A 23,048-nucleotide genomic window follows, 5' to 3' on the forward strand; every position below is an offset into this window, starting at 1 on the left:
CATCAAGTAGACAGGGTTGTTAGCCGCAGGGTAGCCCTTGTTACCCGTGGGTAACCAGTGGTGTGGCCCGGTCGAGTGGGCTAAGGCACACTCACGTGGTCCTTCGCGGCGTGAGCGTCTGCCCCTTCAGCAGCCAGGCGACCCCGAACGCCCAGATCGCGACGCTCTCCAGCCACAGCGCCGGGTGCAGCGACGGCACCAGGCCGAGCGCGCTGGTGAGCGCGATGAGCACCAGGCACACCAGGATCACGACGCCGCACGTGCGGTAGACGACCCCGGTGCCCGGTGGCTGCTCGCCGTCGTGGGGGAACAGGCGGAGGCAGAAGTAGGCCAGGCTCAGGAAGAACACCGCCGCGAACGCGAGGTGCAGGACGCCGGAGGTCTGGTCCCACGTCGTCGGGGCGGTGCCCGGCGTCGTCGGGAACAGCGCGAGCCCGATCGCGCCCAGCCCGGCCACCGTGCTCGCGATGTTGTCGACGTAGTCGTGGCCGTAGTAGGCGAGCAGGAACACCCCGACCGCGCACATCGCGCCGACGAAGACGTTCCGCAGGTCGGTGTAGTAGTAGCCGCTGAGCGAACCGATCAGGTCACCACCTTGGGCGACCTGCTTGCCGATGATCAGGACGATCGGCAGCGCCAGCCCGATCAGCCCGATGGCGCGGCGCAGGTACAGGTAGGAGTGGACGAGCGGGGCTCTGGTCGCCGTGGTCATGGCCGCCTCCGGGAGGTTCCTCACCAAGGTCATCGGCCGGTTACTGCCCCGGTTCGAGGCTCGTCACCCAGATCCTCAGCCGATCGTTATCCAGCTCGGCGAAGGTGCCGTCGCGATGGGCGGTGGGCCGGAACCCCTCGGCGAACCCGATCCGGGCGCCGTCGGCGGGGTCCCAGATCTCGAACCCGGCCTCGGCGGTGACGTACAGCAGGCCTTGATGACTCCACATCGGGCCGTTGGGGCCGGCGAACAGCCCGGTCCGGCGCCCGGTGGTGACGTCGTAGAGCTCGACGCCGTCGAGCATCTGGTCGTGGACGGTTCCGATGCCCTGCACGGCGACGGTGGTGTCGTCCACCCAGGCGATCGGCTGGTCCCCGGTCCCGTCGCGGCCGAGGGTGATGTTTCGTCCTTTCTCGGCCGCGTGGATGTCGCCGCCCAGCCACGCTTCGACGTCGATGACCGTCGGCATGCCGACGGGGTGCCAGGCCCAGCCGTCGACGACCAGCCATCGCCCGGACGGGCTCACGTGGACCGCGCCCTGGAAGTAGTCGAGGTAGTGCGGGGGCTCCGGCTGACCGCGTTCCGGCGCCTCGGTTTCGCGCTCGGTCAAGAGTTCCCCGCCGGGCAGGGTGAAGACGTCGAGGCGGTTCCAGTCGGTGCCGGCGACGACCTTCGCCGCGTCGCCGATGCTGAGGAAGGCGAAGGGGAAGCGGGTGAACTCGTTGTCGTTCCAGTCGCGGTCGAGGTCGAGCACTGTCGTCCAGTCCGCGAGATCCACGACGGTCGCGTACTGGCCGTAGTCCGACACGATCGCCGCGAACCTTCCGTCGCGTGAGGTGTGCAGGCCGCGGCGCGGCCGGTCCGGGTAGTCACGCATGTCCACGGGGTTCTCCTCCGGCAGCTCGATCGGCCCGATGAGCCGGTGTTCGCCGGCTCCGTCGATCTCGACGAGCCCGTCCGCGGTGAACGCGAGCCAGCCGTCCGGAAGGGGCGCGAGGCAGCCGTCGTTCAGGGGCCGTACCGGGCACGGCCAGGTCACCCAGCTGCTCGCGACTTGCTTGTCCCGCTGCGGGATCTGCGGTTCGCCGTGCCGGCCCGACGGGAAGCTCTGCTGGTCGGCCCGGTCGGCGCAGCTCGCGCAGACGTCGACGAGGTCGGCCGGGGTGCAGTGGGCACAGACCAGGTTGTACCGCGTGCCGACGCCGGTGAGGTAGCGCGTGGACGGGGGAGGTTCTTCGACAGCCAAGTGCGGGCAGAGACGCAAGGTGCCGATGCGGCCCGGATGGCCGCAAGGCAGGGTGTTCACCTCCCCAGTGTGAGCGGTGCGGTTCGGGAGCGCACGCCATTTTGCTGCCGGCTCGCGACGGTGGCTCGGGTGCGCCCCTTCGGGCCGCGTGATCAGCATGGTGGTAGGTCGTCGGGTGGTTTCCTGGGTTCGTGGAAGGGTTCTGGCTCGCTGGTGTAGGTGCGTCCGGCGGGGGTCTTGATGATGGACGTGCCGCCGGGGCCCGCGAGGTAGGTCCAGCCGGGTTCGTCTTTGAGACGGTGGTGGTGTCCGCACTTTCCTCGTAGGTCCTCTTCGTTGGTTTCGCCGTGGTGTTGCCAGTCGGTGGTGTGGTCGATGTCGCCGAACTGGGCGGGGTGGTTGCAGCCGGGGGTTTGGCAGGTGCGGGCACGGACTCGGATGTAGTCGTCGAGGTCGGCGGGTGGTTTGTACTTGGTGCGGCCGACGCTGAGGAGCTGGCCGGTGTCGGGGTCGGTGATGAGCCGGGACCAGGTCGAGGTGGGTGAGGTGGCGAGGTGACGGGCGAGCCACGCGGGGATGGGGCCGTGGCCGGGCAGATGGGCCGCGTCGTTGTTGAGGCCGGCCAAGGTGAGCAGGTCGACGTAGACGTAGACGTGGGCCTTGATGCTGCTGTCGCCGTTGGCGGCGTTGAGGAGCCGGTCGGTGAGGATGTCCGCGCGCAGTTGCTCGACGGTACGGGTCTTGTCCAGCTGCCGCATGCGTTTTGCCGCGGCGGTGAGGGAGGCGTAGATCGCGGACGCGGCCTCGCACGGGAGGTCGGCGATCAGGGTGCTCATGGTGTGGTCCTGGTGGAGCAGGGTCACCGTGCGTTCACGGCGGCGCTGCCGCGATCTTCGTTCGTAGCCCTCGGGATCGAGGTTGTGGATGACGCGGTTGACGGCGTGGCGGAGGTTGGCGGGTTTCTTGAGCAGCCGCCCGTCCAGGACCAGGTCGGCTTCGCGAGCCAGGTGGTCGGAGAGAGCGCGGGTGAGCTTGGCGACGGTGTGGGCCTTGTACCGGTCGATGTCTCCGCGATCGAGGGCAGCGAGGGTAAAGGGAAGCCGGGTGGTGAGATCACGAGCGTCGGCGATCTTGCTGGCGACGTACCGTTCGTCGGCGTGAACGGCGAGTGCGACCTCGGCGGCAACGGAGATGGTGCTGCCATATCGGGAAAGCTCGGCGAGCACACGAGTTTGCTGGGCTTGAAGGTGAGCGATGGCGCGTTCCAGCTCGCAGTACCGATCGAGCGCGGCGGAGGCCGATCGCTGATCGGCGGGATGAAGGATCGCAGTGGTCACACAACCGACGATACCGAACACCTGAGCGAAGATCATCACCGAAAAGAGTGAAACAACCAGCAAAAGAAAAGAACGACTTCTGTTGCAGCGCAAGGGATGTAACGGCAAACCGACGCGAGAAGCCCCCGATGTCCAGACTAGCGGTGACCACCGACAAAACGGGAGCGAAGAGGTCGATGCGTGGGGAATCGCCGCCTGCCGACCATCTCTGGACGGAACCACAAGGGGGCGGCGATTTCCCACGCGTGCGGCGAAGCCGCATCTTGAAACCCGGCCACGGCAACCACGAACAGAGCGCAGCCGCAACGAGACAGGCTCAAGCCCGAAGGTAACCGAGCCAGCCACCAAAGGACGAGATGTCCTTCGCGCCCTCCACGGCCGCAGGTTCGCAGAGGAAGCCCGACACCTCACGACCGTCCGCCAGTTCCACCTTGCCGATCGCCAGCGGCGCCGGAATCCGGGAGACGAACTCGCCGAAGCCCCGCAAGGGAAGTGACCAGACCTCCGCCGCCACCGGCACGCCCTCCGCGGAAACCCGCACCAGGCCCGGCTTGGGCGGCGAAGTGTCCAGCGCGTACAAGCGGTAAGAAGCCGCGGTGGAAACCTCGGAGACGAACCGGCCACCACGAGAAGTCAGTTCGTGGTTCAGCGGCTGACCCCGGAGATGGGCCCCGACCACCACGATCGGCACGTGAGAGCCGCGCAGCGAGGCGAGGGCGGCCAGCTTCAGGTCGTCGTGCGGAGCGCCGACCAGCATCACGCCGAACGGGCGCCCGGCCACCGTCCCCGACGGCACTGCCAAGGCCGACAGGCCGAACAGGTTGGTGGAGTTGGTGAACCGGCCGAGGCGCGCGTTGACGGCGACCGGGTCCGCGGCGACCTCGGCGAGTGTGGGGTGCTCGGTGGTCGTCGGGAACAGGATCGCGTCGACCCCTGCCAATACTGCGAGAGCTTCGGTGCGCAGACCGGCCAGGGTTTCCTGGTCGGCGAACAGCCGGTGCGCCGGGATGTCCCGGGCGCCCGTGATGATGCCGTGCACCACGGGTTCGCAGTCGTCCGGGTGCGCGTCCAGGAATTCGCCGACCGCCGTGTAGCGCTCGGCGACGAACGCGCCGCCGTAAAGGAGTCCGGCCGCCGAAAGGAAAGCCGATGTGTCCACGGTGGTCACTTCGGCGCCCGCCGCGGCGTAGTCCTCGACGGTGGCGGCGAACGCCTCCGCCCAGCCGGGCGCGAGCGGGCCGAGGTCCGAGGGGACGCCGATGCGGAACCGTCCCATGTGGACCTGGGCGGGCTCGGCCAGGCAGGTCAGGGCGAACGCCGCTTCCTCGACCGTCCGCGCGAAGAGCGAGACGCAGTCGATGCTGCGGCACGCCGGGACGACGCCCTCGGTCGGCAGCAGGCCCGGTGTCGGTTTGAGGCCGACGATCCCGTTGAACGCCGCCGGCACCCGTCCGGAACCCGCGGTGTCGGTGCCCAGCGCCAGGTCGACGATCCCCAGGGCGACCGCGACCGCCGAACCGGAGCTCGAACCGCCCGAGACGTAGGCCGGATCGACGGCGTTGCGGACCGCGCCGTACGGGCTGCGCGTGCCGACCAGGCCGGTCGCGAACTGGTCCAGGTTCGTCGTGCCGAGCACCAGCGCCCCGGCCGCCCGCAGCCGCGCGACGACCGGCGCGTCCGCCTCCGGCCGGTACGCGTACGCCGGGCAGCCCGCGGTCGTCGGCAGGCCGGCGACGTCGATGTTGCCCTTCACCGCGACGAGCTTCCCGTAGAGCGGCAGTCCGGCCGAACCGCGCTTCGCAAGAAAAGCTGCTTCGGCCAGGACGTCGGCCTCCGGGCGCAGGTCGATCCAGATCTCCGGCCGGTCGACCTGCTCGATCCGCCGGTACGCCGCGCGCACGCGCTCCGCGAGGCTCATCCGAGCACCACCAGCGGCGTGCCGGGCGCCACCTGGTCACCGGGGGACACGAGCACTTCGACCACCTTCCCGCCGGCCGGCGCCGGGATCCGCGCCTCCGTCTTCATCGCTTCCAGCGTCACCAGCGACTGCGCGTCCTCGACCCGCTCGCCCGCCGTGACGTCCACCCGCCACACGGTCGCCGCGAACGGCGCCTCGACGACGTGCCCGCCCGGGGGCGCCTCGACGCGCGCCGGAGGCCGCGTCACCGGTTCGGGCTTCGGGTCGAACTCACCGGCCGCCGCCCACGCCTGACGCTCCGCTTCGAACGCCGCCGTCTGCGTCGCCCGGAAGTCCGCGATGCCGGAAGCGTTGTCGGCCAGGAACTTCTGGTAGTCCGCCAGCACGAACGAGCCGTCGCTGACGTCCAGCTCCAGCTGACCGGCCGACGAGCGCGCCCGCATGTCCAGCAGCTCGTCGGCCGACACCGGGTACCAGGAGATCCGGTCGAAGAACCGCAGGTTCCACGGCTGGTTCCCGCCGAGCCAGCTGTTCCACACCTGCACCGTCCGCCCGACGAACTGGTACCCGCCCGGCCCCTCCATCCCGTAGATGCAGAGGTACGCGCCGCCGATGCCGACCGAGTTCTCCGCCGTCCACGTCCGCGCCGGGTTGTACTTGGTTGTGACCAGGCGGTGGCGCGGGTCCAGCGGCGTCGCGACCGGCGCGCCCAGGTAGACGTCGCCGAGCCCGAGCACCAGGTACTCCGCGTCGAACACCGTGCGGTAGACGTCGTCCACACTGGACAGTCCGTTGACCCGGCGGATGAACTCGATGTTCCACGGGCACCACGGCGCGTCGTCACGCACGCCGGTCATGTACCGCTCGATCGCCTCGCGCGTCGCCGGGTCGTCCCACGACAGCGGGAGCCGCACACTGCGGCTCGGCACGACGAGGTCGTGTGTCGGCGGCAGGTCGCGCTCCAGCTCGCGCACCAGGCCGAGCGCCTTGCCGACCGGCAGCGCGTCCGGGTCGACGTGCACCTGCAGCGACCGGATGCCCGGCGTCAGGTCGACGATCCCCGGCACGCCCTCGGCCGCGAGCCGCTCGGCGAGCGCGTGCACCCGCATCCGCAGCGCCAGGTCGAGTTTCATCTCACCGTACTCGACGAGCAGGTTGTCGTCGCCGCTGCGCCGGTAGGTCACCGACGGCTCGTCGTCCGAAGAGGACAGTCGCGTCAGGACACCGCCGTCGTGGCGCGCGGTCCGGCTCGGCTCGACCGCCGACGCGGGCCGGGCCCGCAGCGCCGCCGCGTGGTCGGTGTCGACCGGCACGAACCGCACGGTGTCACCCGGCCGCAGCTGCCCGAGCTTCCACCGCTCGCCGGTGGCGACCGTCGCCGGGCAGACGAACCCGCCGAGGCTGGGACCGTCCGGGCCGAGCAGGATCGGCAGGTCGCCGGTGTAGTCGACGGCGCCGATCGCGTACGGCGTGTCGTGGATGTTCGACGGGTGCAGGCCCGCCTCGCCGCCGTCCGCGCGGGCCCACTTCGGCCGCGGCCCGACCAGCCGGACGCCGGTGCGCGCCGAGTTGAAGTGGACCTGCCAATCCGTGGCGTAGAACGTGTCGACGTCCTCGGGGGTGAAGAACTCCGGCGCCGCGTGCGGTCCTTCGAGCGCGCCGATCGTCCAGTGGGACGCGAAGTCCGGGCGGTCGGTCACCGGGCCGACGACCGGGTCCGCCGGCACCGGGCCCGGCTGCAGGACGTCACCCGCGGCCAGCGCGCGGCCGCCGTGCCCGCCGAAGCGGCCGAGGGTGAACGTCGCCGCGCTGCCGAGGAACTCGGGCACGTCGATGCCGCCGCGCACCAGCACGTAACTGCGCAGCCCCGCCGTGCAGGCCCGGACGTCGAGGGTCGCGCCCGCGGGCACCTCGACGGGGGTCCACAGCGGAACCTCGGCGCCGTCGACCAGCACCGTGGTCGGCGCGCCGGTGACGCAGACATCGGTGGCGTGGGAGAAGCGCAGCGTGACGCCGTCCACAGTGCACTCCAGGCCGGGCGCGCCCTCGGGGTTGCCCAGCGCGAGGTTGCCCAGCCGCAGCGAACGATCGTCCATCGGCCCGCTCGGCGGCACCCCGACGTGCCAGTACCCGGTGCGGCCCGGCCAGTCCTGCACGGTCGTCATGGTCCCGCCGCGCACGACGTCGATCCGCGGCTCGGCGTCCTCGACGTCGTCCAAAGTGGACGTGTCGTGGGTGGCCGCGCCGAACGCCGGATCGGCGGCCGCGGCCCGCAGCTGCCCGAGGTTGGTCCGGACGCCGTCCACCCGCGTCTCGGCCAGCGCGGTTCGCAGGTTCGCCAGTGCGTCCGCGCGGTCGGTGCCGGTGCAGATCACCTTGGCCAGCAACGGGTCGTAGTGCGCGGTGACGGTCGTGCCCGGCTCGACCCAGGTGTCCACCCGCGCGCCGGCGGGCAGCGTGACCCGCGTGACGAGCCCCGCGCTCGGCCGGTGGCCGGCGCTCGGGTCCTCGGCGTACACGCGCGCTTCGACGGCGTGGCCGCGCGCGACCGGCACGGCCCGGAACATCGCGCGGTCGCCCTGGGCGAGCCGCAGCATCCAGGCGACCAGGTCGACGCCGTACACCGCCTCGGTGACCGGGTGCTCGACCTGCAGCCGGGTGTTGACCTCGAGGAACGCGGCCTCGCCGCGCTCGGGGTCGTAGACGTACTCGACCGTGCCCGCCGAGCGGTACCGCACCGAAGAACACAGCGCGATCGCCGAGTCGACAAGGCGACGGCGGACGTCGTCGGGCAGGTCCGGCGCCGGGCACTCTTCGACGACCTTCTGGTTTCGCCGCTGCAACGAGCAGTCGCGGGTGCCCAGCGCGAGGACCTCGCCGAAGCCGTCGCCGAACACCTGGACCTCGACGTGCCGCGCGTGGCGCACCAGCCGTTCCAGGAAGACCCCGGAGCTGGCGAAGCTCTTGGCCGCGACGCTGCGCACACCGTCCCACGCGAGCCGCAGCTCCTCGGGCGTGGCGCACGCGCGCATCCCGATCCCGCCGCCACCGCCGGTGGCCTTGAGCATCACCGGGTAACCTATTTCCGCCGCGCGGGCCACCGCGTCGTCCACATCGGACAGCAGGCCGGTGCCGGGCAGCAGCGGGACGCCCGCCGCGATCGCCGCCTCGCGCGCGGTGTGCTTGCTGCCGAACACCTCCAGGTGCTCGGGTGACGGGCCGGCGAACGCGAGCCCGGCGTCCTCGCAGGCCCGCGCGAACGCCGCGTCCTCGGAGAGGAACCCGTACCCCGGGTGGACGGCGTCGCAGCTGGTTTCGAGCGCGGCCGCGATGATCGCGTCGGCCCGCAGGTAGCTCTCCGCCGCCGGGGCGAGGCCGAGCCGCACGGCCCGGTCGGCGAGCCGGACGTGCGGGGCCAGGCGGTCGGCGTCCGAGTACACCGCGACGGTCTCGAGGCCCAGTTCCTTGGCGCTGCGCAGGATCCGGACGGCGATCTCGCCGCGGTTGGCGACGAGCAGCCTCACTCGCCGCCTCCGGAAGCCGTCACGACCAGCCGGACCGGCGTCGGGTCGAAGCCGTTGCAGGGGTTGTTGATCTGCGGGCAGTTCGACACCAGGACCAGGACGTCGGTCTCGGCGCGCAGCCGGACCTCCAGGCCCGGTGCGGAGATCCCGTCGACGATGCCGAGGGTGCCGTCCGCCTCGACCGGCACGTTCATGTACCAGTTGACGTTGCTGACGAGGTCGCGCTTGCCCAGGCCCCACTTCGCGCCTTCGATGAGGAAGTTCTCGACGCAGGCGTGCTGGAACCGGGTGTGCTGGCCGTAGCGCAGGCTGTTGGACTCCTTGCTGCACGCGCCGCCGAGCGTGTCGTGCCGCCCGCACGTGTCGGCGACGACGGTCAGCAGCGGCGCGCCTTCCTGGGTGCGCAGCACGCTGCCGGTGGTGAGGAAGATGTTGCGCTGCGCAGCGATCGTCGCCGCGGCGCTGTACCGCTTCGACGTGTCGTTGGCGTCGTAGCAGAGGAAGTCGACGGCCTGGTTGCCGCCGAGGTCGATGATCGACAGCTCCTGGCCCTGCTCGAGCACCAGGGAGAACGGCGCCCGCGCGGGGACGTCGAAGGTGAGCTCCAGCTGGGACTCGTAGGCGGTGCTCACGCGATCCCCCTCGCGGTCAAGTAGTCGGCGGTGTTCTCGAAGGCGCGCTGCGCCTCCGGAGTGTGAGTCCATTCGGGACTGTCCGGAGCGGACGGCCGGTCCCGCCAGGCGAGCACCTCGAGGCTGGTCGCCGTGTAGTCCGGCCGCGGGTCGACCGGGTGCGGCACGTTGGCGAGCAGCACGATCGACGGGATCTCGATCCGCAGGTCCACCGACTTCCCGGCCCCCGCGGACCCGGTGAACTCCAGCTCGCCGGCCGGACCCACGCGCACACCCTGGAAGAACGACAGGCTCGGCGGCAGGTCGCGCGGGCCGAGCCCGTTCTTCGCCGCCGCCAGGGTGAACAGCGGGATCCCGGCGGGGGAGGGGCCCTGCGGGGCGCCGTCGCCGTAGCGCTCGGTGTTGCCGTCCACAGTGGACGTCCCGCACAGCGCGTCGTGGCGGCCGCTGGAGTCTTCGACGATCGTCGCGAGCACCCGCGCCTGGTCCGACAGCAGCGCCACGGACCCGCCGAGGTAGGCGTTCCACTGCACCTTCACCGTGTCGGCGACGTTCAGCCGCTCCCAGGGCTGATCGGCGTTGAACAGCAGCAGGTGCGCGCACGCGTCACCCTCGGCGTCGGTGAGCCGCAGCCGGGTGCCGCGGGCCAGCACCTTGTGCGTGTACCCGCCGCCGGCCACGGTCTCGGCCCAGGTCAGCGCCTCGGGCGCGACCCCAGGTGGCGGGGACGCCCACGTGCTCGCCGGGATCGACGGCATCGTGTCGACGACGGTGCCCGCTTGGGCCCGGGCGTGGTCACGCGCGCCGTGGGTGGTCGCGGTCGTGCTCATCGGACGTCCTCTCAGGTGGCCGGTTCGAGGGCGGGGGCGGGCCGTAGCCGCAGCCAGCAGAACGCGCCGATGATCAGCGCGCCGCCGACGAACTCTAGCGGGAACAACAGCATCCAGGCTGCGCCCGAACCGGCGACGTCGTAGATCTCCGCACGTGGCCAGGCGATGTTCACGACCATCGTCGTGCCGTAGACGACCGCGGCCCCGTTCACCAGGACACCCCAGCGGCCGAGGGAGAACCGGCCGGGTTCGGCGGGGAACCGCCCGCGCAGCCGGTTCAGCAGCAGCGGGCCGGTGACCAGCAGGTACGCCAGGTAGACGACCACGACCGACGTCCCGGTGATCGTGCTGAACAGCGTCGGGTTGCCGACGTTGAGCAGCAGCAGCGCGATCGCCAGCGCCCCGGACAGCAGCGCGGGCGCTACCGGCGCCCCGGTCCGGCGGCTCACCCCGGCCAGCCGCGCCGAGCCGGGGAGCGCGCCGTCACGGGCCATCGCGTAGATCAGCCGGACCGTGCCGGTCTGGATGGTCAGGGTGCAGACGACGACGGCGATCGCGACGTCGGCGAGGAAGACCCGGCCGAGGGTGTCGCCGAAGACGGCGGTGATCACGTACGGCAGGCCGCGGCCGGCGAGCTGCCCGTCGGTGAGGCTCGGCGCGGCCATCAGCGCGGTGAGCACCACGGCCAGCCCGCCGACGCCGGACACGAGCACGGCGCGCAGGACCGCCCGCGGAGCCGCCCTGCGCGCGTTCCTGGTCTCCTCGGCGACGGACGCGGCGGTGTCGAAGCCGTAGAGGACGTACGCCGCCATGAGCGCCGAAGCGAGCACGCCGCTGATCCCGGGCGCGCTGCCGGCGGCGTCGTGCAGCACGACCTGCGGGCCGCGGACGGCGAACAGCCCGAGCCCGAGCACCAGGACCACGACGCCGAGCAGCTCGGCCGCCACGCCGACGTCGTTGATCCGGGCCATCAGCCGCACGCCGCCGACGTTGACGGCGGTGGTGAACAGGAGCAGCACGGTGCCGAGCAGGACGGCGTTGGCCGCGCCGGTCGGCGACGTCACCGCGGGATCGCCGCCGACGACCTGGAAGCCGTCCCAGACCGACGGCAGCACGACCTGCAGCGCGATCGCGGCGGCCGCGAGGGCGACGACGCAGCCGAGCAGCATCATCCAGCCCGCGAGCCAGCCGAGGAAGCCGCGCGTCAGCTGCTTCGCCCACTGGTACACGGATCCGGCCAGCGGGTAGCGCGCGGCGAGCTCGGCGAACACCAGCGCGACGAGCAGCTGGCCGGCGAGCACGACCGGCCAGGTCCAGAAGAACCGCGGCCCGCCGAAGGTGAAGCCGAAGCCGAAGAGCTGGAAGACGGTCGTCAGGATCGAGACGAAGGAGAAGCCCGCGGCGAAGGCGGAGAAGCCGCCGAGGGAGCGCCTCAGCTCCTGGCGGTAGCCGAAGCCGGCCAGCTCATCGGTCATGGATGCTCCCCGTCTCGTGGTTTCGATCGCATGACAGAAATTAAGCCGGCGGCACGACGTGATGATCTCCGCGGTGTTGCCGCTCGGTTAACCGATCCGCCGACCGGGCGTCAACGGCGAGACGCTGCCGTAACGCCCCCTCGGTGATCACCCGCGGGAGGGCGACCTGGCAGGATCAACGCCGTGGTCAAAGGGGCGGGGGTCGGCAGACCCAGGGCGAGTGGCGCGGCGGCGAACCGCCCGGACGCGCGGCAGGCCGTGCTCGACGCGGCGGGGGAGCTGTTCACCGGAGCGGGTTACGCGGCGACGACGACCCGCGCGATCGCCGAGCGGGCCGGGCTGCGCCAGGCGTCGCTCTACTACCACTTCCCGGCGAAGGAGGACATCCTCGCCGCGCTGCTGGCCGAGACGGTCCGCCCGTCGCTGGTCCTGGCCGCGCGGCTGGTCGCGGGGGACGCGCCGGTGGCCGTCCGGCTGTGGGCCCTGGCCTACGCGGACATCGGCCTGCTCGGCGGCGCCCGGCACAACCTGGGCGCGCTGTACCTGCTGCCCGAGGTCGGTTCGCCCAACCTGGCCCGTTTCCGCGCCGAGCGCGGGGAGTTGAAGGCGGCCTACGGTGACCTGCTCGCGGCGGCGGGCGTGGTCCCGGTGGCCGTCCGCACGGACCTCGTCTTCGGCCTGGTGGAGAGCATCGCGGTGACCCGCAGGGACCACCCGGAGCTGGACGTCGAGGCCCACACCCGCGAAGGCGCCGACGGCGTCGTCCGCCTGGCCGGGCTGCCGGAGCCGACCGAAGAGCTGCGGGCCGAAGGGCACGCCCTCCTCGCGACCTCGGCCGGCTAGTGGACGTCCAGCGGCTTCGCGGCGAGATCACGTGGCTGACCGCGAAACTGGACCGCAAGCGCAAGCGTGACAGCATCGAGGCGCTGGAGTTGCGGCAGGACGTCGGGGAACGGCTGCTCGAACTCCGGGACCCGGCCACCGAAGCGTGGCTGCGTGAGCTGGTCGCGGACCAGGGCCGGGTGTTCGGCCCGCGGAACGTGATCACGTTGACGTCCTGGTACGGCATCGCCTCGCGCTGCGAGGAGGCGGGCCGGGTCGACGAGGCGCTGGCGTTGTTCTCCTGGCTGGAGGGGACGTACGCCTACGTCCTGGGCCGGGAACACCCGGTGCTCCGCGACTGCCGCCTGATGATGGCGTTCACGCTGTACCGCGCGGGCCGGTTCGCGGCGGCGATCGACGCCTGCCGGACTCTGCTCGACCGGCCGGAAACCCTGCTGTGGATCGCCTCGGCCCAGGCAGAGCTGGGCCGGTTCGACGAGGCCGAACAGACACTGCGCGAGGCCGGGCCCGCGCAGCACGACGACGTGCAGGCCATCCGCCACGAGATCCAGGCCATGCTGGGTGCGCCGGGCCCGTGGCTCGCGGCCTTGCGCGAACAGCCCGAAGACCCCGGCGACCCGGTGAAGGTACGTGCCGAACTGGCGTACGCGCTTTTCCTGAACGGCGAGTTCGCCGAAGCCGCGTCACTCGCGGAGTCGGCATTGCAGGAGCGACTGGTCTTCCCCGGTCCCGAGGACCGGCTCACGTGGGAGTCCCGCCTGCTGCTGAGCCGGGTGCTGGCCGAGACCGACCGGCTCGCCGACGCGGACCACTACGCGCGGGCGGTCCTGGCGGCGGCACCGTTCCCGCCCGGCCATCCGGCGTTGCTGCGGGCCCAGGGCGTCGTGGCCCGGGTGCACTTCCGGCGCGAGGAGTGGGCTGACGCCGTGACCGCGTACGAGTACGCGGTCGAAGGCTTCGAGCTGGTGCTGGGACCGGGCCACCACGAAACGCTGAAGATGGCCGACGCCCTGGCCGCGGCCCGCGAAGCAGGCTGAACCGGGGTCAGGCCGCCGCGGCGTGCAGGGCCTTGCTCAGCGCCGCCGCCGTCAGCTCGACCTGCCACGGACGGGCGCCGCCCGCGCGCAGCACGTCCGCGACGACGTCTTCGTCCAGCTGGGCCGGGGGACGCCAGCACGTGCGGCGGACCAGGTCCGGCAGCAGCAGGTTCTCCACCGGCAGCCGGCGGTCCTCCGCGATCGCCGACAGGGCCGCGCGGGCCGCCGACAACCGGGCCGCGGCGTCCGGGTCCTTGTCCGCCCAGCGGTTCACCGGCGGCGGGCCGTCGGTGGGCTGCGACGGCGAAGGCAGTTCGCTCGCCGGCAGCGCCTTGGCCGCCTGCAGGTGCCGCAGCCAGCTGGCGGTGTACTTGCGCTGGACGCGGCCGCTGAACACCGGCAGCGCCTGCAGCTCTTCGACCGTCTTCGGGTCGGCCGTGACGGCGTTGATGATCGCGCTGTCCGGGAGGATCCGGCTCGGCGCGCGGTCGCGCTTGCGGGCCAGCTCGTCACGCGCCTGCCACAGCTCGCGCACGATGGCGAGACCCCGGGGGCTGCGGATCTTGTGCACCCCGGACGTCCGGCGCCACGGCTCGGCCCGCGGGGCGGGTGGCGGCGCGGTGCGGACGGCTTCGAACTCCTGCTGCGCCCACTCGAGCTTGCCCTGGGCGCCCAGCTCCGCCTCCAGCTTTTCGCGCAGCTGGATGAGCAGCTCGACGTCGAGGGCGGCGTAGTTCAGCCAGTCGACCGGCAGCGGCCGCTTCGACCAGTCGGCCGCGCTGTGCCCCTTCTCGAGGGTGTAGCCGAGCAGCAGCTCGACGAGCGTCCCGAGCGCCACGCGCTCGTAGCCCGCCAGGCGGCCGGCCAGCTCGGTGTCGAACAGCCCCGCGGGGTGCAGGTCCAGCTCGGCGAGACAGGGGAGGTCCTGGGAGGCGGCGTGCAGCACCCACTCCAGGGAGTTGAGGACGTTCTTCAGCGGCGTGAGGTCGTCGAGCTCGGTCGGGTCGATCAGGACCGTGCCGGAACCCTCGCGCCGCAGCTGGACGAGGTAGGCCTTGGGCCAGTACCGGTAGCCGGACGCCCGTTCGGTGTCGACGGCGACCGCGCCGGTGCCCGCGGCGAGGCGCGCGCAGGCCTCGGCCAGCGCGCGTTGGTCGGTGACCACCGGGGGAGTGCCCTCGGCCGGCTCGCGTAGCAGCACGGGGCCACCAGTGGACTCGATCTCCATCCCGGCGTCCTCGGCTTCTGCGCTTCCCATGTTTGACGACCCTACGGGACGGGCGTACCGCGCCTGGTCCGCCCGCCCCGCAGGGAGGTTGTCTACGTCAGCGGATCACGCCGGCACGCATGGCCAGCGCAACCATCTGAGCCCGGTCACCCGTGCCGAGCTTGCGCCCGATCCGGGAGAGGTGGGACTTGACGGTGAGCGCGGAGAGGGAAAGTTCCTCGCCGATCTCCTTGTTGGACTGTCCGTCGGCGACCAGCTGGAGCACCTCCACCTCACGAGCGGAGAGCTCGCGCGGGGTGTTGTCGGTGCCGGCGACGCGGGTCCCGGTGGCGAGCACCGGAGCCACACTCGGGTCGGCGTAAACGCCGCCCTCGAGCACACGCCGCACGCCATCGGTCACTACGACCGGCGACGCGGACTTCAGCAGGTACGCCTGGGCCCCGGCCTGGAAGGCCGAGCGGACCGCGTACGGGTCGTCCGAGGATGCGAGGACCACCACGCGCGGCCACCCGTGGCTACGGAGTTCCGTAACCAGCTCGATGCCGCTGCCGTCCGGCAGTCCGAGATCGAGGATCGCCAGGTCACAAGGCCCAGTGGCCTGTGCTCGCGCCCTCGCTTCGGCCACCGTGGCGGCTTCGTGAACGGTACCCGCACCCATCTGTGCGAGTCTTGCTGCGATTGCCTCCCTCAACAGCGGGTGGTCATCGACCACCAACACGGAAAAAAGCTCTTCCCGCGGGTGCGGAACCATGCTCGCCGGCAATGCACCGGCTGGCGTGGATCGGACGGCCTGAGAAATGCCGACGGTAGCCACGTCACTACCTCCCTGGAGTCGGTCGTGCCCCCCGACCGGCACCGGGACCTTCGGCCGTTCAGCCGCGCCAGCTTTAGACCGAAAGTGGTGTCGTCGAAGGCACTGTAGCCGCCCTGAGGCCGTTCTGGGGGGATCGAATGGGTATCTATCTCAAACGAACAGTCACTCAGTGGGTTCGTCGTAACACGATCGGGCTAGTACACGGCCGGTTGCTAACGGATAGCCCAGCGAACACGATGCAAAGAAGTTACCGGCGCCCAAATGGCCGTGCAGATGGGCCGTGCACCTTCCGGTGCGTCCGCCGACCGGGGGCTCCACGCGGGTCCGACTGCTCCGAAATGTGGTCCCGGCCGGGGCATGATCAACTTCGTGAAACGGCTTCAGAGAGGTTCTCAGGACCGCCGGTGGTGACTGTCCGTATCTCGTGGGACGGGTTCGCGGGCCCGGACGGCCGCAGCGGCGGTAGTTGATCTTGTTGCACTCCGTGACGGCGTCGTCTCACGAACGGGGGCACCCGCGCAAGACGTGAAATGGCCTCGGGAACGGCCCCGGTGGTCCGCCGGGGTCCGGTGTTGTCCGGACCATTCACGGCGCGCAGAAGCCCGCTGAGCCGCCGTCCGGTGGTTCCGGAGGTGCTTGGACGTCGTTCACGGGATGCGAATTTTGCTCACATCCGTACAAGGTGGTGTGGGCCTGACGGCCGCGGGAGATCCGCCGTCACCGTTCCGCCGGCGATGTTCGCCCGGACGGCCTCAGGAGTTCTGGCGCTGCCCGAAGAGCGTCACGCCGACCGGCGGCAGGCCGACGACGCTCGCCATCACCTGGCAGAACGCCTGCCCGTGCGGCAGCAGCGCGCCGTCGGCGGGCGTCCAGGACGCCCGGACCTCGAGGTCGTCGGTGCGGGCCGACCCGGAGATGTCGCCGAAGCGGGCCGACGACGTCTCGGTGACCGTGCCGCCCAGCGCCGTCCAGCTCGCGCCGGAGACTTCGAGCGCGTCGGTCAGCCACGACCAGCCGACCTCGGGCAGGAACGGGTCGATCGCCAGCTCGCGGTCCAGCTCCGCGCGCACGTACATGACCAGGCGCAGGACACCGTCCCAGCCTTCCTGGCCGTCCGGGTCGTGCAGCAGGACCAGCCGGCCCGAAGCCAGCACGTCGGCGGGACCGGAGACCTCACAGCTCACCGCGTAGGACCACGGCGCGAGCCGCTGCGGCGCCCGCATCGGCTCCAGCAGCACCTCTCGGCGGGGCCGGACCGACTGCAGCGCCGCGACGGCTTCGCGGAAGAGTTCGGGCACTGGAGTCGTCGCGGTCACGCATCGACTTTAGGGCGGGCACGCCCTGTTGCGGGCGGAGGCGCGCCGAGAGAAGGCCCCCACCGGGGTCGTGGCACGATTGAAGACGATGTCTCCCACCACGCCTCTGCCGCAGCGGACCCCCGCGTCCGCCCGCCGCGAGCTGCCCGAAGCCCCGTTCCTGGCCGCCGCGCGCGGCGAACGCCCGGCGCGCACGCCCGTCTGGTTCATGCGCCAGGCCGGGCGATCGCTGCCCGAGTACCGCGCGCTGCGCGAAGGCGTGCCGATGCTCGACTCCTGTTTCGACCCCGAGATGCTCGCCGAGATCACGCTGCAGCCGGTCCGGCGGCACGAGGTCGACGCCGCCGTCCTGTACAGCGACATCGTGGTGCCGCTCAAGGCCGCCGGGGTCGACCTCGACATCGTCCCGGGCACCGGCCCGGTGGTCGGGACGCCGGTGCGCGACCTCGCCGCCGTGAAGGCCCTGCCGGAACTGACGCCGGACCAGGTCGAGCGAGTCGCCGACGGCATCCGGCTGCTGGTCGAGCGGCTCGGCGGGACACCGCTGATCGGCTTCGCCGGCGCGCCGTTCACGCTGGCCAGCTACCTCATCGAAGGCGGGCCGAGCCGCAACCACGAGCACACCAAGGCGCTCATGCACTCCGAGCCCGCGGTCTGGCACGAGCTGGCCGGGCGGCTGGCCGACATCGCGCTCGTCTTCCTGCGCGCGCAGCTCGACGCCGGCGTCGACGCGATCCAGCTGTTCGACTCCTGGGCCGGCGCGCTGTCCGAGCGGGACTACCGCGAGTTCGTGCTGCCGCACTCGGCGAAGGTCCTCGACGGCGTCGCCTCCTACGGCGTCCCGCGCATCCACTTCGGCGTCGGCACCGGCGAGCTGCTCGCCGCGATGCGCGACGCGGGCGCGGACGTCGTCGGCGTCGACTGGCGGGTCCCGCTGGACGAGGCCGTCCGCCGCCTCGGGGGCAAGGCCGTGGTGCAGGGCAACCTGGACCCGGCGCTGCTGTACGCGTCCTGGCCGGTGCTCGAGGCCGAAGTGCGCCGCATCGTCGAAGAAGGGCGAGCCGCCGACGGCCACATCTTCAACCTGGGCCACGGCGTGCTGCCGAGCGTCGACCCCGAGGTGCTGACCCGGGTGGTCGGGCTGGTGCACGAGCTGTGAAGCGGGTCGCGGTCGTCGGGGCCGGCGTTTCCGGGCTGACCGCCGCGTACCGGCTGCGGCGGCTGCTGGGGAACGACGTCGAGATCGTCGTCTTCGAGAAGACCCGGACGCCGGGCGGCAAGCTGCGCACCGCCGAGCTGGCCGGGGTGCCCTACGACGTCGGCGCCGAGGCGTTCCTCGTCCGCCGTCCCGAGATGCTCGGGCTGGTCCGCGAGCTGGGCCTCGACGTCGTCCACCCGACCGGCGCCCGCGCGAAGATCCACGCCGGCGGCACCGTCACCGGGCTGCCGCCGGGCACCGTGATGGGTGTCCCGGCCTCGGCGGAGTCGGTCGCCGGAGTGCTGTCGGAGGCGGGACGCCGCGCGGTCGAGGCCGAGGCGTCACTGCCGGAGCTGCGGTTGCCGGGCGGCGACGTGCCGCTGGGCCCGCTGCTGCGCGAGCGGTTCGGCGACGAACTGGTGGATCGCCTGGTCGACCCGCTGCTCGGCGGCGTCTACGCGGGCGGGGCCGACGGTCTCGGCCTGCGCGCGACCATGCCGGGCCTGGCCGCGGCGGTGGCCGCCGGCGCGGGCTCGCTGACCGCGGCGGCCGCGTCCCAGCTGCCCGCCTCACCGAGCACGGCACCGGTGTTCGGCACCGTCCCCGGCGGGCTGGGCACGGTGATCGACCGGCTGACCGAGCTGTCCGGCGCCGACCTGCGGGCCGGGCTGCCGGTCTGCGACATCGAACGCGAGGGCACCGGCCGCTGGCGGCTGCGGATCGGCGCGGCGCCGACCGCGCACGCGCCCGCGGAGAACACGGTCGACGCCGACGCCGTGGTCCTCGCGGTGCCCGCGCCCTCGGCCCGCCGCCTGCTCGCGGACCTGGTGCCCGCGGCGTCGGCGGCGTTCGGCGAGGTCGAGCTGGCGTCGATGGCGGTGGTCGCGCTGGCGCTGCCGCAGGGCACGGAGCTGCCGGCGGCGTCGGGGATCCTGATCGGCCAGGGCGAGCGTGACGCTTCGGGCGTGCCGTACGCGTCGAAGGCGTTCACCTTCTCTTCGCGCAAGTGGGCGCACTTCGGCGCCGGCCCGGTGCTGGTCCGCGGCTCGGTCGGCCGGTTCGGCGAGCTGGGCGCGCTGAAGGCGGACGACGTCGAGCTGGTCCGCCTGGTCCGCGACGACCTCGCGCGGCTCACGGGCATCACGGCGGAACCGGTCGAAACGCTGGTGACGCGCTGGGGCGGCGGGCTGCCGCAGTACGGCACCGGGCACCTGGAGCGGGTGGAGCGCATCGAGAAGGCGATCGCCGAGGTGCCGGGGCTGGCCGTCGCGGGCGCGACCCTGCACGGCGTCGGCCTGCCGGCGTGTGTGGCGACGGCCGAAGCGGCCGCTCTTCGGGTGGCCGCGCACCTTTCCGCGTGAGTGCTCTCACCCCGACCCGTGGAGGCGGGCGGCTGGGCGCGGTGACAGGATGGACGTATGGCGCGGGTCAACTTCAACGAGCTCAACGACACCATCCGGTACACCACCTGGTCGGTCTTCCGGATCGAACCCGGCAGGCTGGGTGAGGACCGCGGTACCGCCGGTCGCGAGACCACCGAATACCTCGACGGCCTCGAGGCCAAGGGCGTCGTCGTCCGCGGGGTGTACGACCTCTCCGCTCTCCGGGCCGACGCCGACTACATGATCTGGTGGCACGCCGAGGAGATCGAGCAGGTCCAGGCCGCCTACGCCGGGTTCCGGCGGACGCCGCTCGGGCGCGCGTCGACGCCGGTCTGGAGCCAGACCGCGCTGCACCGGCCCGCCGAGTTCAACAAGAGCCACATCCCGGCGTTCCTCGCCGGGGAAGAGGCCCGCAAGTTCATTTGCGTCTACCCGTTCGTCCGCTCCTACGAGTGGTACCTGCTGCCGGAGAACGAGCGCCGCAAGATGCTCGCCGACCACGGCAAGGAAGCCCGCGACTACCCGGACGTGCGCGCCAACACCGTCGCGTCGTTCGCGCTGGGCGACTACGAGTGGATCCTCGCCTTCGAGGCCGACGAGCTGCACCGGATCGTCGACCTCATGCGCCACCTGCGCGGCACCGAGGCGCGGCTGCACGTGCGCGAGGAGATCCCGTTCTACACCGGCACCCGCGTGCCGCCCGCCGAGCTCGTCGCGGCGCTGCCCTAGTGCGCGAGATCCTGGACGGCGTCTGGCAGACCCTCACCGGGGAGACGCCGGGACCGGTCGAGCTGACCGGCGCCGAAGACGTGCTGCCCGGTCCGTACCGGGTGGCGGCGGCCGCGACCACGACCATCGCCGCGGCGACCCTGGCCGCCGGCGAACTGCTGAAGCTGCGCGAGATCGACCCCGGCGTCGTCACGGCGGACACCCGCCACGCAGCGGCGGCCTTCGCGAGCGAGGCCTTCTCGCGGGTCGAGGGCGCTTCGCCGGAATCGGTCTGGGCGCCGCTGTCGGGCAACTACCGCACGACCGACGGCTGGGTTCGCCTGCACTGCAACTACCCGCGCCACGAAGCCGCGGTGTGCTGGGGACTAGGCGTCCCGGGCAGCCGGGACGTCGTGACGAAGACGGTCGCCGGGCGTATCGCGCGCGAGGTCGAGCACGCCGTCGTCAGCGCCGGGGGAGCGGCCGCGGAGCTGCGTTCGCCGGAGGACTGGGCAGCGCACCCGCAGGGCGAAGCGGTGGCCTCACTGCCGCTCGTTCATCTGGAGCCGATCGACGAGGCCCCGAAGCGGACGTTGTTCTATTCGGACCGCCCGCTGGGCGGCGTCCGGGTGCTGGAGCTGACGCACGTGCTGGCCGGCCCGGTGGCGGGGCGAGTCCTGGCCGCGCACGGCGCCGACGTTTTGCACGTCGGGGCCGCGCACCTGCCGCGCGTCGAGACCCTGGCGCGGGACACCGGACAGGGCAAGCGATCCACGTTCGTCGCGCTCGACACCGAAGGCGGCCGCGCGCGGCTCAAGAAGCTGATCAGCCGCGCCGACGTGCTCGTCCAGTCGTTCCGCCCGGGCGCGCTGGAGCGGATCGGCTTCGGTGCTGCTGAGCTGGCTTCGCTGCGGCCGGGCTTGGTGATCGCGGACCTGAGTGCGTACGGCTGGGAAGGCCCGTGGGCCCGGCGTCGCGGGTTCGACAGCCTGGTCCAGATGTCAAACGGCATCGCGTGGGGTTCTGACCCGTCACCGCTCCCGGTCCAGGCCCTGGACCACGGAACGGGCTGGCTGGCCGCGGCGGCGATCATGACGGCGGTACGCCGCCAGGTCACCGACGGCGGCACCTGGCGGGTCCGGCTGTCGCTGGCGGGCACGGGCCACTGGTTGGACTCGTTGGGCCGCAAGGATCCTGCTTCTGCTGAGGTGGACTACAGCGACCTGCTGGAGGAGACGGACAGCGGCTACGGCCGCTTGACCAGGGTCCGCATGGCAGGAGGCTTGCCGGGCGCGGAGCCGCATTGGGACTTCGGGGCGCGGTTGCCGGGTGTCGACAAGCCGACCTGGACACCCTGACCTAACGCATGGTGAACGCGCTGAACTCAATGCGATCTATCGTTCACCTACATGGCGTTTGTGTCGGCCATGTCGCATGGCGTCTGATAGAATTCTGACCGCCTTCAAGCTGTGAATTTGTATAAGCAGGCCACTGAGTTAGCTGGCGTTAAAGTTTGAAAATGCTGGATATGTGCGATCGGGTGGCTAGTTGGCAGTCGTCGTAAGCGGAGCAAACATCGTCCTGACTCGGGTATCTCAAGTGAGCGACTTGAACAGCGTGATGACATGTCAACTTTTGTCACGGTTGCCTATTAATCTGGTAGGCGTTAGAGTGTCCGCGTTAGGTCTCGTGTCTGGTCCCTTCTTTGTGGCCAGGGTGCAACAATGAAGTTGTACGTGTAGCGTAGTATGGCCACTGTGAATGAATTTGACAACGACCGGTTGGTCAGCCAGTGGAATGGCAGGCAAGATGCGCTGGTTCTCCAGTACAATGAACTGGCTTTATCCACGCTTGCAAATATGGTCGGCAGCGGGACGATCGATGTCGCTCCCCAGTTCCAGCGTCGAGACAGATGGAACTCAGCTAAGCAATCGGCGCTGATTGAATCTTTTCTTATCAATCTTCCAATTCCTCCAATTTATCTATCGGAGGAGAGTGGGGGCAAGTTCTCGGTAATCGATGGACGTCAGAGATTGACGGCAATCCGCATGTTCTTTGCGGGCGATCTCACGTTGGGTAGAACGGCTGAACTGCCCGAACTTGAAGGTCACCGGTACTCTACCTTACCGCAGGAGCTTAAGAGTGCTTTAGATATGCGACCTTTGCGTTCTGTCACCCTGATGCGTCAGACGGATGATGATATCAAGTATATCGTTTTCCATCGGCTAAATAGTGCTGGCGATGTTCTTAACTCGCAGGAGATTCGTAATGTTATCTATCGTGGACCCCTGAATGACACGATCTACAAGCTTGCCGACCATTCCTTCTTGAGAAGGCAACTTAAAATCGAATCGGAGCAATCTAGTGCATTTCGAAAGATGCAGGATGTGGAATTTGTTCTAAGGTTTTTGACATTGTCGGAAACTTGGCAGAGGTTTAGTGGGGACCTCGCTCCGAGTATGGATCTCTTTATGGCACGGTATCGCGAGGCTGAACCTCGGACGCTAGACGGTTTCGAGGTAAGATTCCTGCGTGCGATCAATGGGTGTAAATCGATATGGGGTGATCATGCTTTCCATCGGCCTGATGGCGATGGTTGGCGAGATCAAGCTCTCGCGGGCCTATATGACGCGCAGATGATTGCAATGAATGAATTGAGTGACAATGAGATAGCTAGTCTGGCGTCTCGAAGCCGGGAGGCGATTGCCGCACTTCGTGAATTATTCAAGAATGATGAATTCGATAAGGCGGTTCGGACTGGAACTAATACGCCTGCGAGGATACAAACGCGTATTGATGAATTGATAAATACGCTTCGAGTGCTGCTGGGCCGGTGAACGGCTTGTGA

At 70.6% G+C, this 23,048-nt stretch carries 18 protein-coding genes; 7 read left to right on the forward strand and 11 right to left on the reverse strand.

Translation table 11 applies throughout. The annotated features are described in order from the left end of the window. Window positions 1–91: 91 nt before the first annotated feature. The 8 genes from ACIOD2_RS29265 to ACIOD2_RS29300 all read right to left on the reverse strand — a co-directional run bounded on the left by ACIOD2_RS29265 (window position 92) and on the right by ACIOD2_RS29300 (window position 11,674). On the reverse strand, window positions 92–712 hold the full coding sequence (locus ACIOD2_RS29265) for a DUF998 domain-containing protein (RefSeq protein ID WP_400544807.1): 621 nt from the start codon (window positions 710–712) through the stop codon (window positions 92–94). Between the two features lie 40 nt (window positions 713–752). Further along, on the reverse strand, window positions 753–2,018 hold the full coding sequence (locus ACIOD2_RS29270; protein WP_400544810.1) for a hypothetical protein: 1,266 nt from the start codon (window positions 2,016–2,018) through the stop codon (window positions 753–755). A gap of 92 nt (window positions 2,019–2,110) precedes the next feature. Beyond that, a complete protein-coding gene (locus ACIOD2_RS29275; protein ID WP_400544813.1) occupies window positions 2,111–3,295 on the reverse strand; it encodes a DUF222 domain-containing protein in 1,185 nt (394 codons plus the stop codon). Window positions 3,296–3,611: 316 nt separating this feature from the next. Beyond that, complete coding sequence (locus ACIOD2_RS29280) at window positions 3,612–5,213, reverse strand: allophanate hydrolase (RefSeq protein ID WP_400544816.1); 1,602 nt, start codon at window positions 5,211–5,213, stop codon at window positions 3,612–3,614. Beyond that, window positions 5,210–8,737: an urea carboxylase gene (gene uca / locus ACIOD2_RS29285; protein WP_400544819.1), complete on the reverse strand. Its 3,528-nt coding sequence runs from the start codon at window positions 8,735–8,737 to the stop codon at window positions 5,210–5,212. Before uca ends, ACIOD2_RS29280 begins: the two co-directional genes overlap by 4 nt. Next, window positions 8,734–9,369 (reverse strand): urea amidolyase associated protein UAAP2, encoded by a 636-nt coding sequence (locus tag ACIOD2_RS29290; protein WP_400544822.1) that lies wholly within the window; start codon window positions 9,367–9,369, stop codon window positions 8,734–8,736. Before ACIOD2_RS29290 ends, uca begins: the two co-directional genes overlap by 4 nt. After that, window positions 9,366–10,199, reverse strand: coding sequence for an urea amidolyase associated protein UAAP1 (locus ACIOD2_RS29295; RefSeq protein ID WP_400544825.1), 834 nt, complete (start codon window positions 10,197–10,199; stop codon window positions 9,366–9,368). Before ACIOD2_RS29295 ends, ACIOD2_RS29290 begins: the two co-directional genes overlap by 4 nt. A gap of 11 nt (window positions 10,200–10,210) precedes the next feature. Continuing rightward, window positions 10,211–11,674: an amino acid permease gene (locus ACIOD2_RS29300; protein WP_400544828.1), complete on the reverse strand. Its 1,464-nt coding sequence runs from the start codon at window positions 11,672–11,674 to the stop codon at window positions 10,211–10,213. Window positions 11,675–11,857: 183 nt separating this feature from the next. Here ACIOD2_RS29300 and ACIOD2_RS29305 point away from each other — a divergent pair, with 183 nt between their 5' ends. Both ACIOD2_RS29305 and ACIOD2_RS29310 read left to right on the forward strand, forming a co-directional pair. After that, a complete protein-coding gene (locus tag ACIOD2_RS29305; RefSeq protein WP_400544831.1) occupies window positions 11,858–12,517 on the forward strand; it encodes a TetR/AcrR family transcriptional regulator in 660 nt (219 codons plus the stop codon). Further along, window positions 12,517–13,554 (forward strand): tol-pal system YbgF family protein, encoded by a 1,038-nt coding sequence (locus ACIOD2_RS29310; RefSeq protein WP_400544834.1) that lies wholly within the window; start codon window positions 12,517–12,519, stop codon window positions 13,552–13,554. Before ACIOD2_RS29305 ends, ACIOD2_RS29310 begins: the two co-directional genes overlap by 1 nt. A 7-nt stretch (window positions 13,555–13,561) precedes the next feature. Here ACIOD2_RS29310 and ACIOD2_RS29315 read toward each other — a convergent pair whose 3' ends face one another. The 3 genes from ACIOD2_RS29315 to ACIOD2_RS29325 form a co-directional block, all read right to left on the reverse strand. After that, entirely contained in the window at window positions 13,562–14,782 is a 1,221-nt protein-coding gene (locus ACIOD2_RS29315) for a ribonuclease D (protein WP_400546160.1), read from the reverse strand. A 97-nt stretch (window positions 14,783–14,879) separates the two neighbouring features. Then, a complete protein-coding gene (locus tag ACIOD2_RS29320) occupies window positions 14,880–15,596 on the reverse strand; it encodes a response regulator transcription factor (RefSeq protein WP_033261886.1) in 717 nt (238 codons plus the stop codon). Window positions 15,597–16,348: 752 nt separating this feature from the next. Further along, window positions 16,349–16,912 carry a DUF3000 domain-containing protein gene (locus tag ACIOD2_RS29325; RefSeq protein ID WP_400544838.1) on the reverse strand — a complete coding sequence of 188 codons (564 nt, stop codon included), beginning with the start codon at window positions 16,910–16,912 and terminating at the stop codon, window positions 16,349–16,351. An 88-nt stretch (window positions 16,913–17,000) separates the two neighbouring features. On the opposite strand from ACIOD2_RS29325, the gene hemE reads away from it, so the two are divergent. From hemE to ACIOD2_RS29350, 5 genes are all read left to right on the forward strand, one after another. Then, the gene (hemE, locus tag ACIOD2_RS29330) at window positions 17,001–18,071 is read left to right on the forward strand and encodes a uroporphyrinogen decarboxylase (protein ID WP_400544841.1); all 1,071 of its coding nucleotides are present in this window, start codon (window positions 17,001–17,003) and stop codon (window positions 18,069–18,071) included. Next, entirely contained in the window at window positions 18,068–19,471 is a 1,404-nt protein-coding gene (gene hemG, locus ACIOD2_RS29335) for a protoporphyrinogen oxidase (RefSeq protein WP_400544844.1), read from the forward strand. Before hemE ends, hemG begins: the two co-directional genes overlap by 4 nt. A gap of 57 nt (window positions 19,472–19,528) precedes the next feature. Then, complete coding sequence (gene hemQ, locus ACIOD2_RS29340) at window positions 19,529–20,221, forward strand: hydrogen peroxide-dependent heme synthase (RefSeq protein WP_328458669.1); 693 nt, start codon at window positions 19,529–19,531, stop codon at window positions 20,219–20,221. An 8-nt stretch (window positions 20,222–20,229) separates the two neighbouring features. Then, window positions 20,230–21,558 carry a CoA transferase gene (locus ACIOD2_RS29345; RefSeq protein ID WP_400546163.1) on the forward strand — a complete coding sequence of 443 codons (1,329 nt, stop codon included), beginning with the start codon at window positions 20,230–20,232 and terminating at the stop codon, window positions 21,556–21,558. Window positions 21,559–21,957: 399 nt separating this feature from the next. Further along, a complete protein-coding gene (locus ACIOD2_RS29350; RefSeq protein ID WP_400544848.1) occupies window positions 21,958–23,037 on the forward strand; it encodes a DUF262 domain-containing protein in 1,080 nt (359 codons plus the stop codon). Window positions 23,038–23,048: the final 11 nt, after the last annotated feature.

The sequence above is a fragment of the Amycolatopsis sp. NPDC088138 genome (assembly GCF_044741685.1).
GTDB lineage: Bacteria > Actinomycetota > Actinomycetes > Mycobacteriales > Pseudonocardiaceae > Amycolatopsis.

Coding starts and splice junctions, on each gene's coding strand:
- hemE (WP_400544841.1), top strand. CDS start 17,001: ATGTCTCCCACCACGCCTCTGCCGCAGCGGACCCCCGCGTCCGCCCGC.
- ACIOD2_RS29315 (WP_400546160.1), bottom strand. CDS start 14,782: ATGGAGATCGAGTCCACTGGTGGCCCCGTGCTGCTACGCGAGCCGGCC.
- ACIOD2_RS29280 (WP_400544816.1), bottom strand. CDS start 5,213: ATGAGCCTCGCGGAGCGCGTGCGCGCGGCGTACCGGCGGATCGAGCAG.
- hemQ (WP_328458669.1), top strand. CDS start 19,529: ATGGCGCGGGTCAACTTCAACGAGCTCAACGACACCATCCGGTACACC.
- ACIOD2_RS29295 (WP_400544825.1), bottom strand. CDS start 10,199: ATGAGCACGACCGCGACCACCCACGGCGCGCGTGACCACGCCCGGGCC.
- ACIOD2_RS29300 (WP_400544828.1), bottom strand. CDS start 11,674: ATGACCGATGAGCTGGCCGGCTTCGGCTACCGCCAGGAGCTGAGGCGC.
- ACIOD2_RS29265 (WP_400544807.1), bottom strand. CDS start 712: ATGACCACGGCGACCAGAGCCCCGCTCGTCCACTCCTACCTGTACCTG.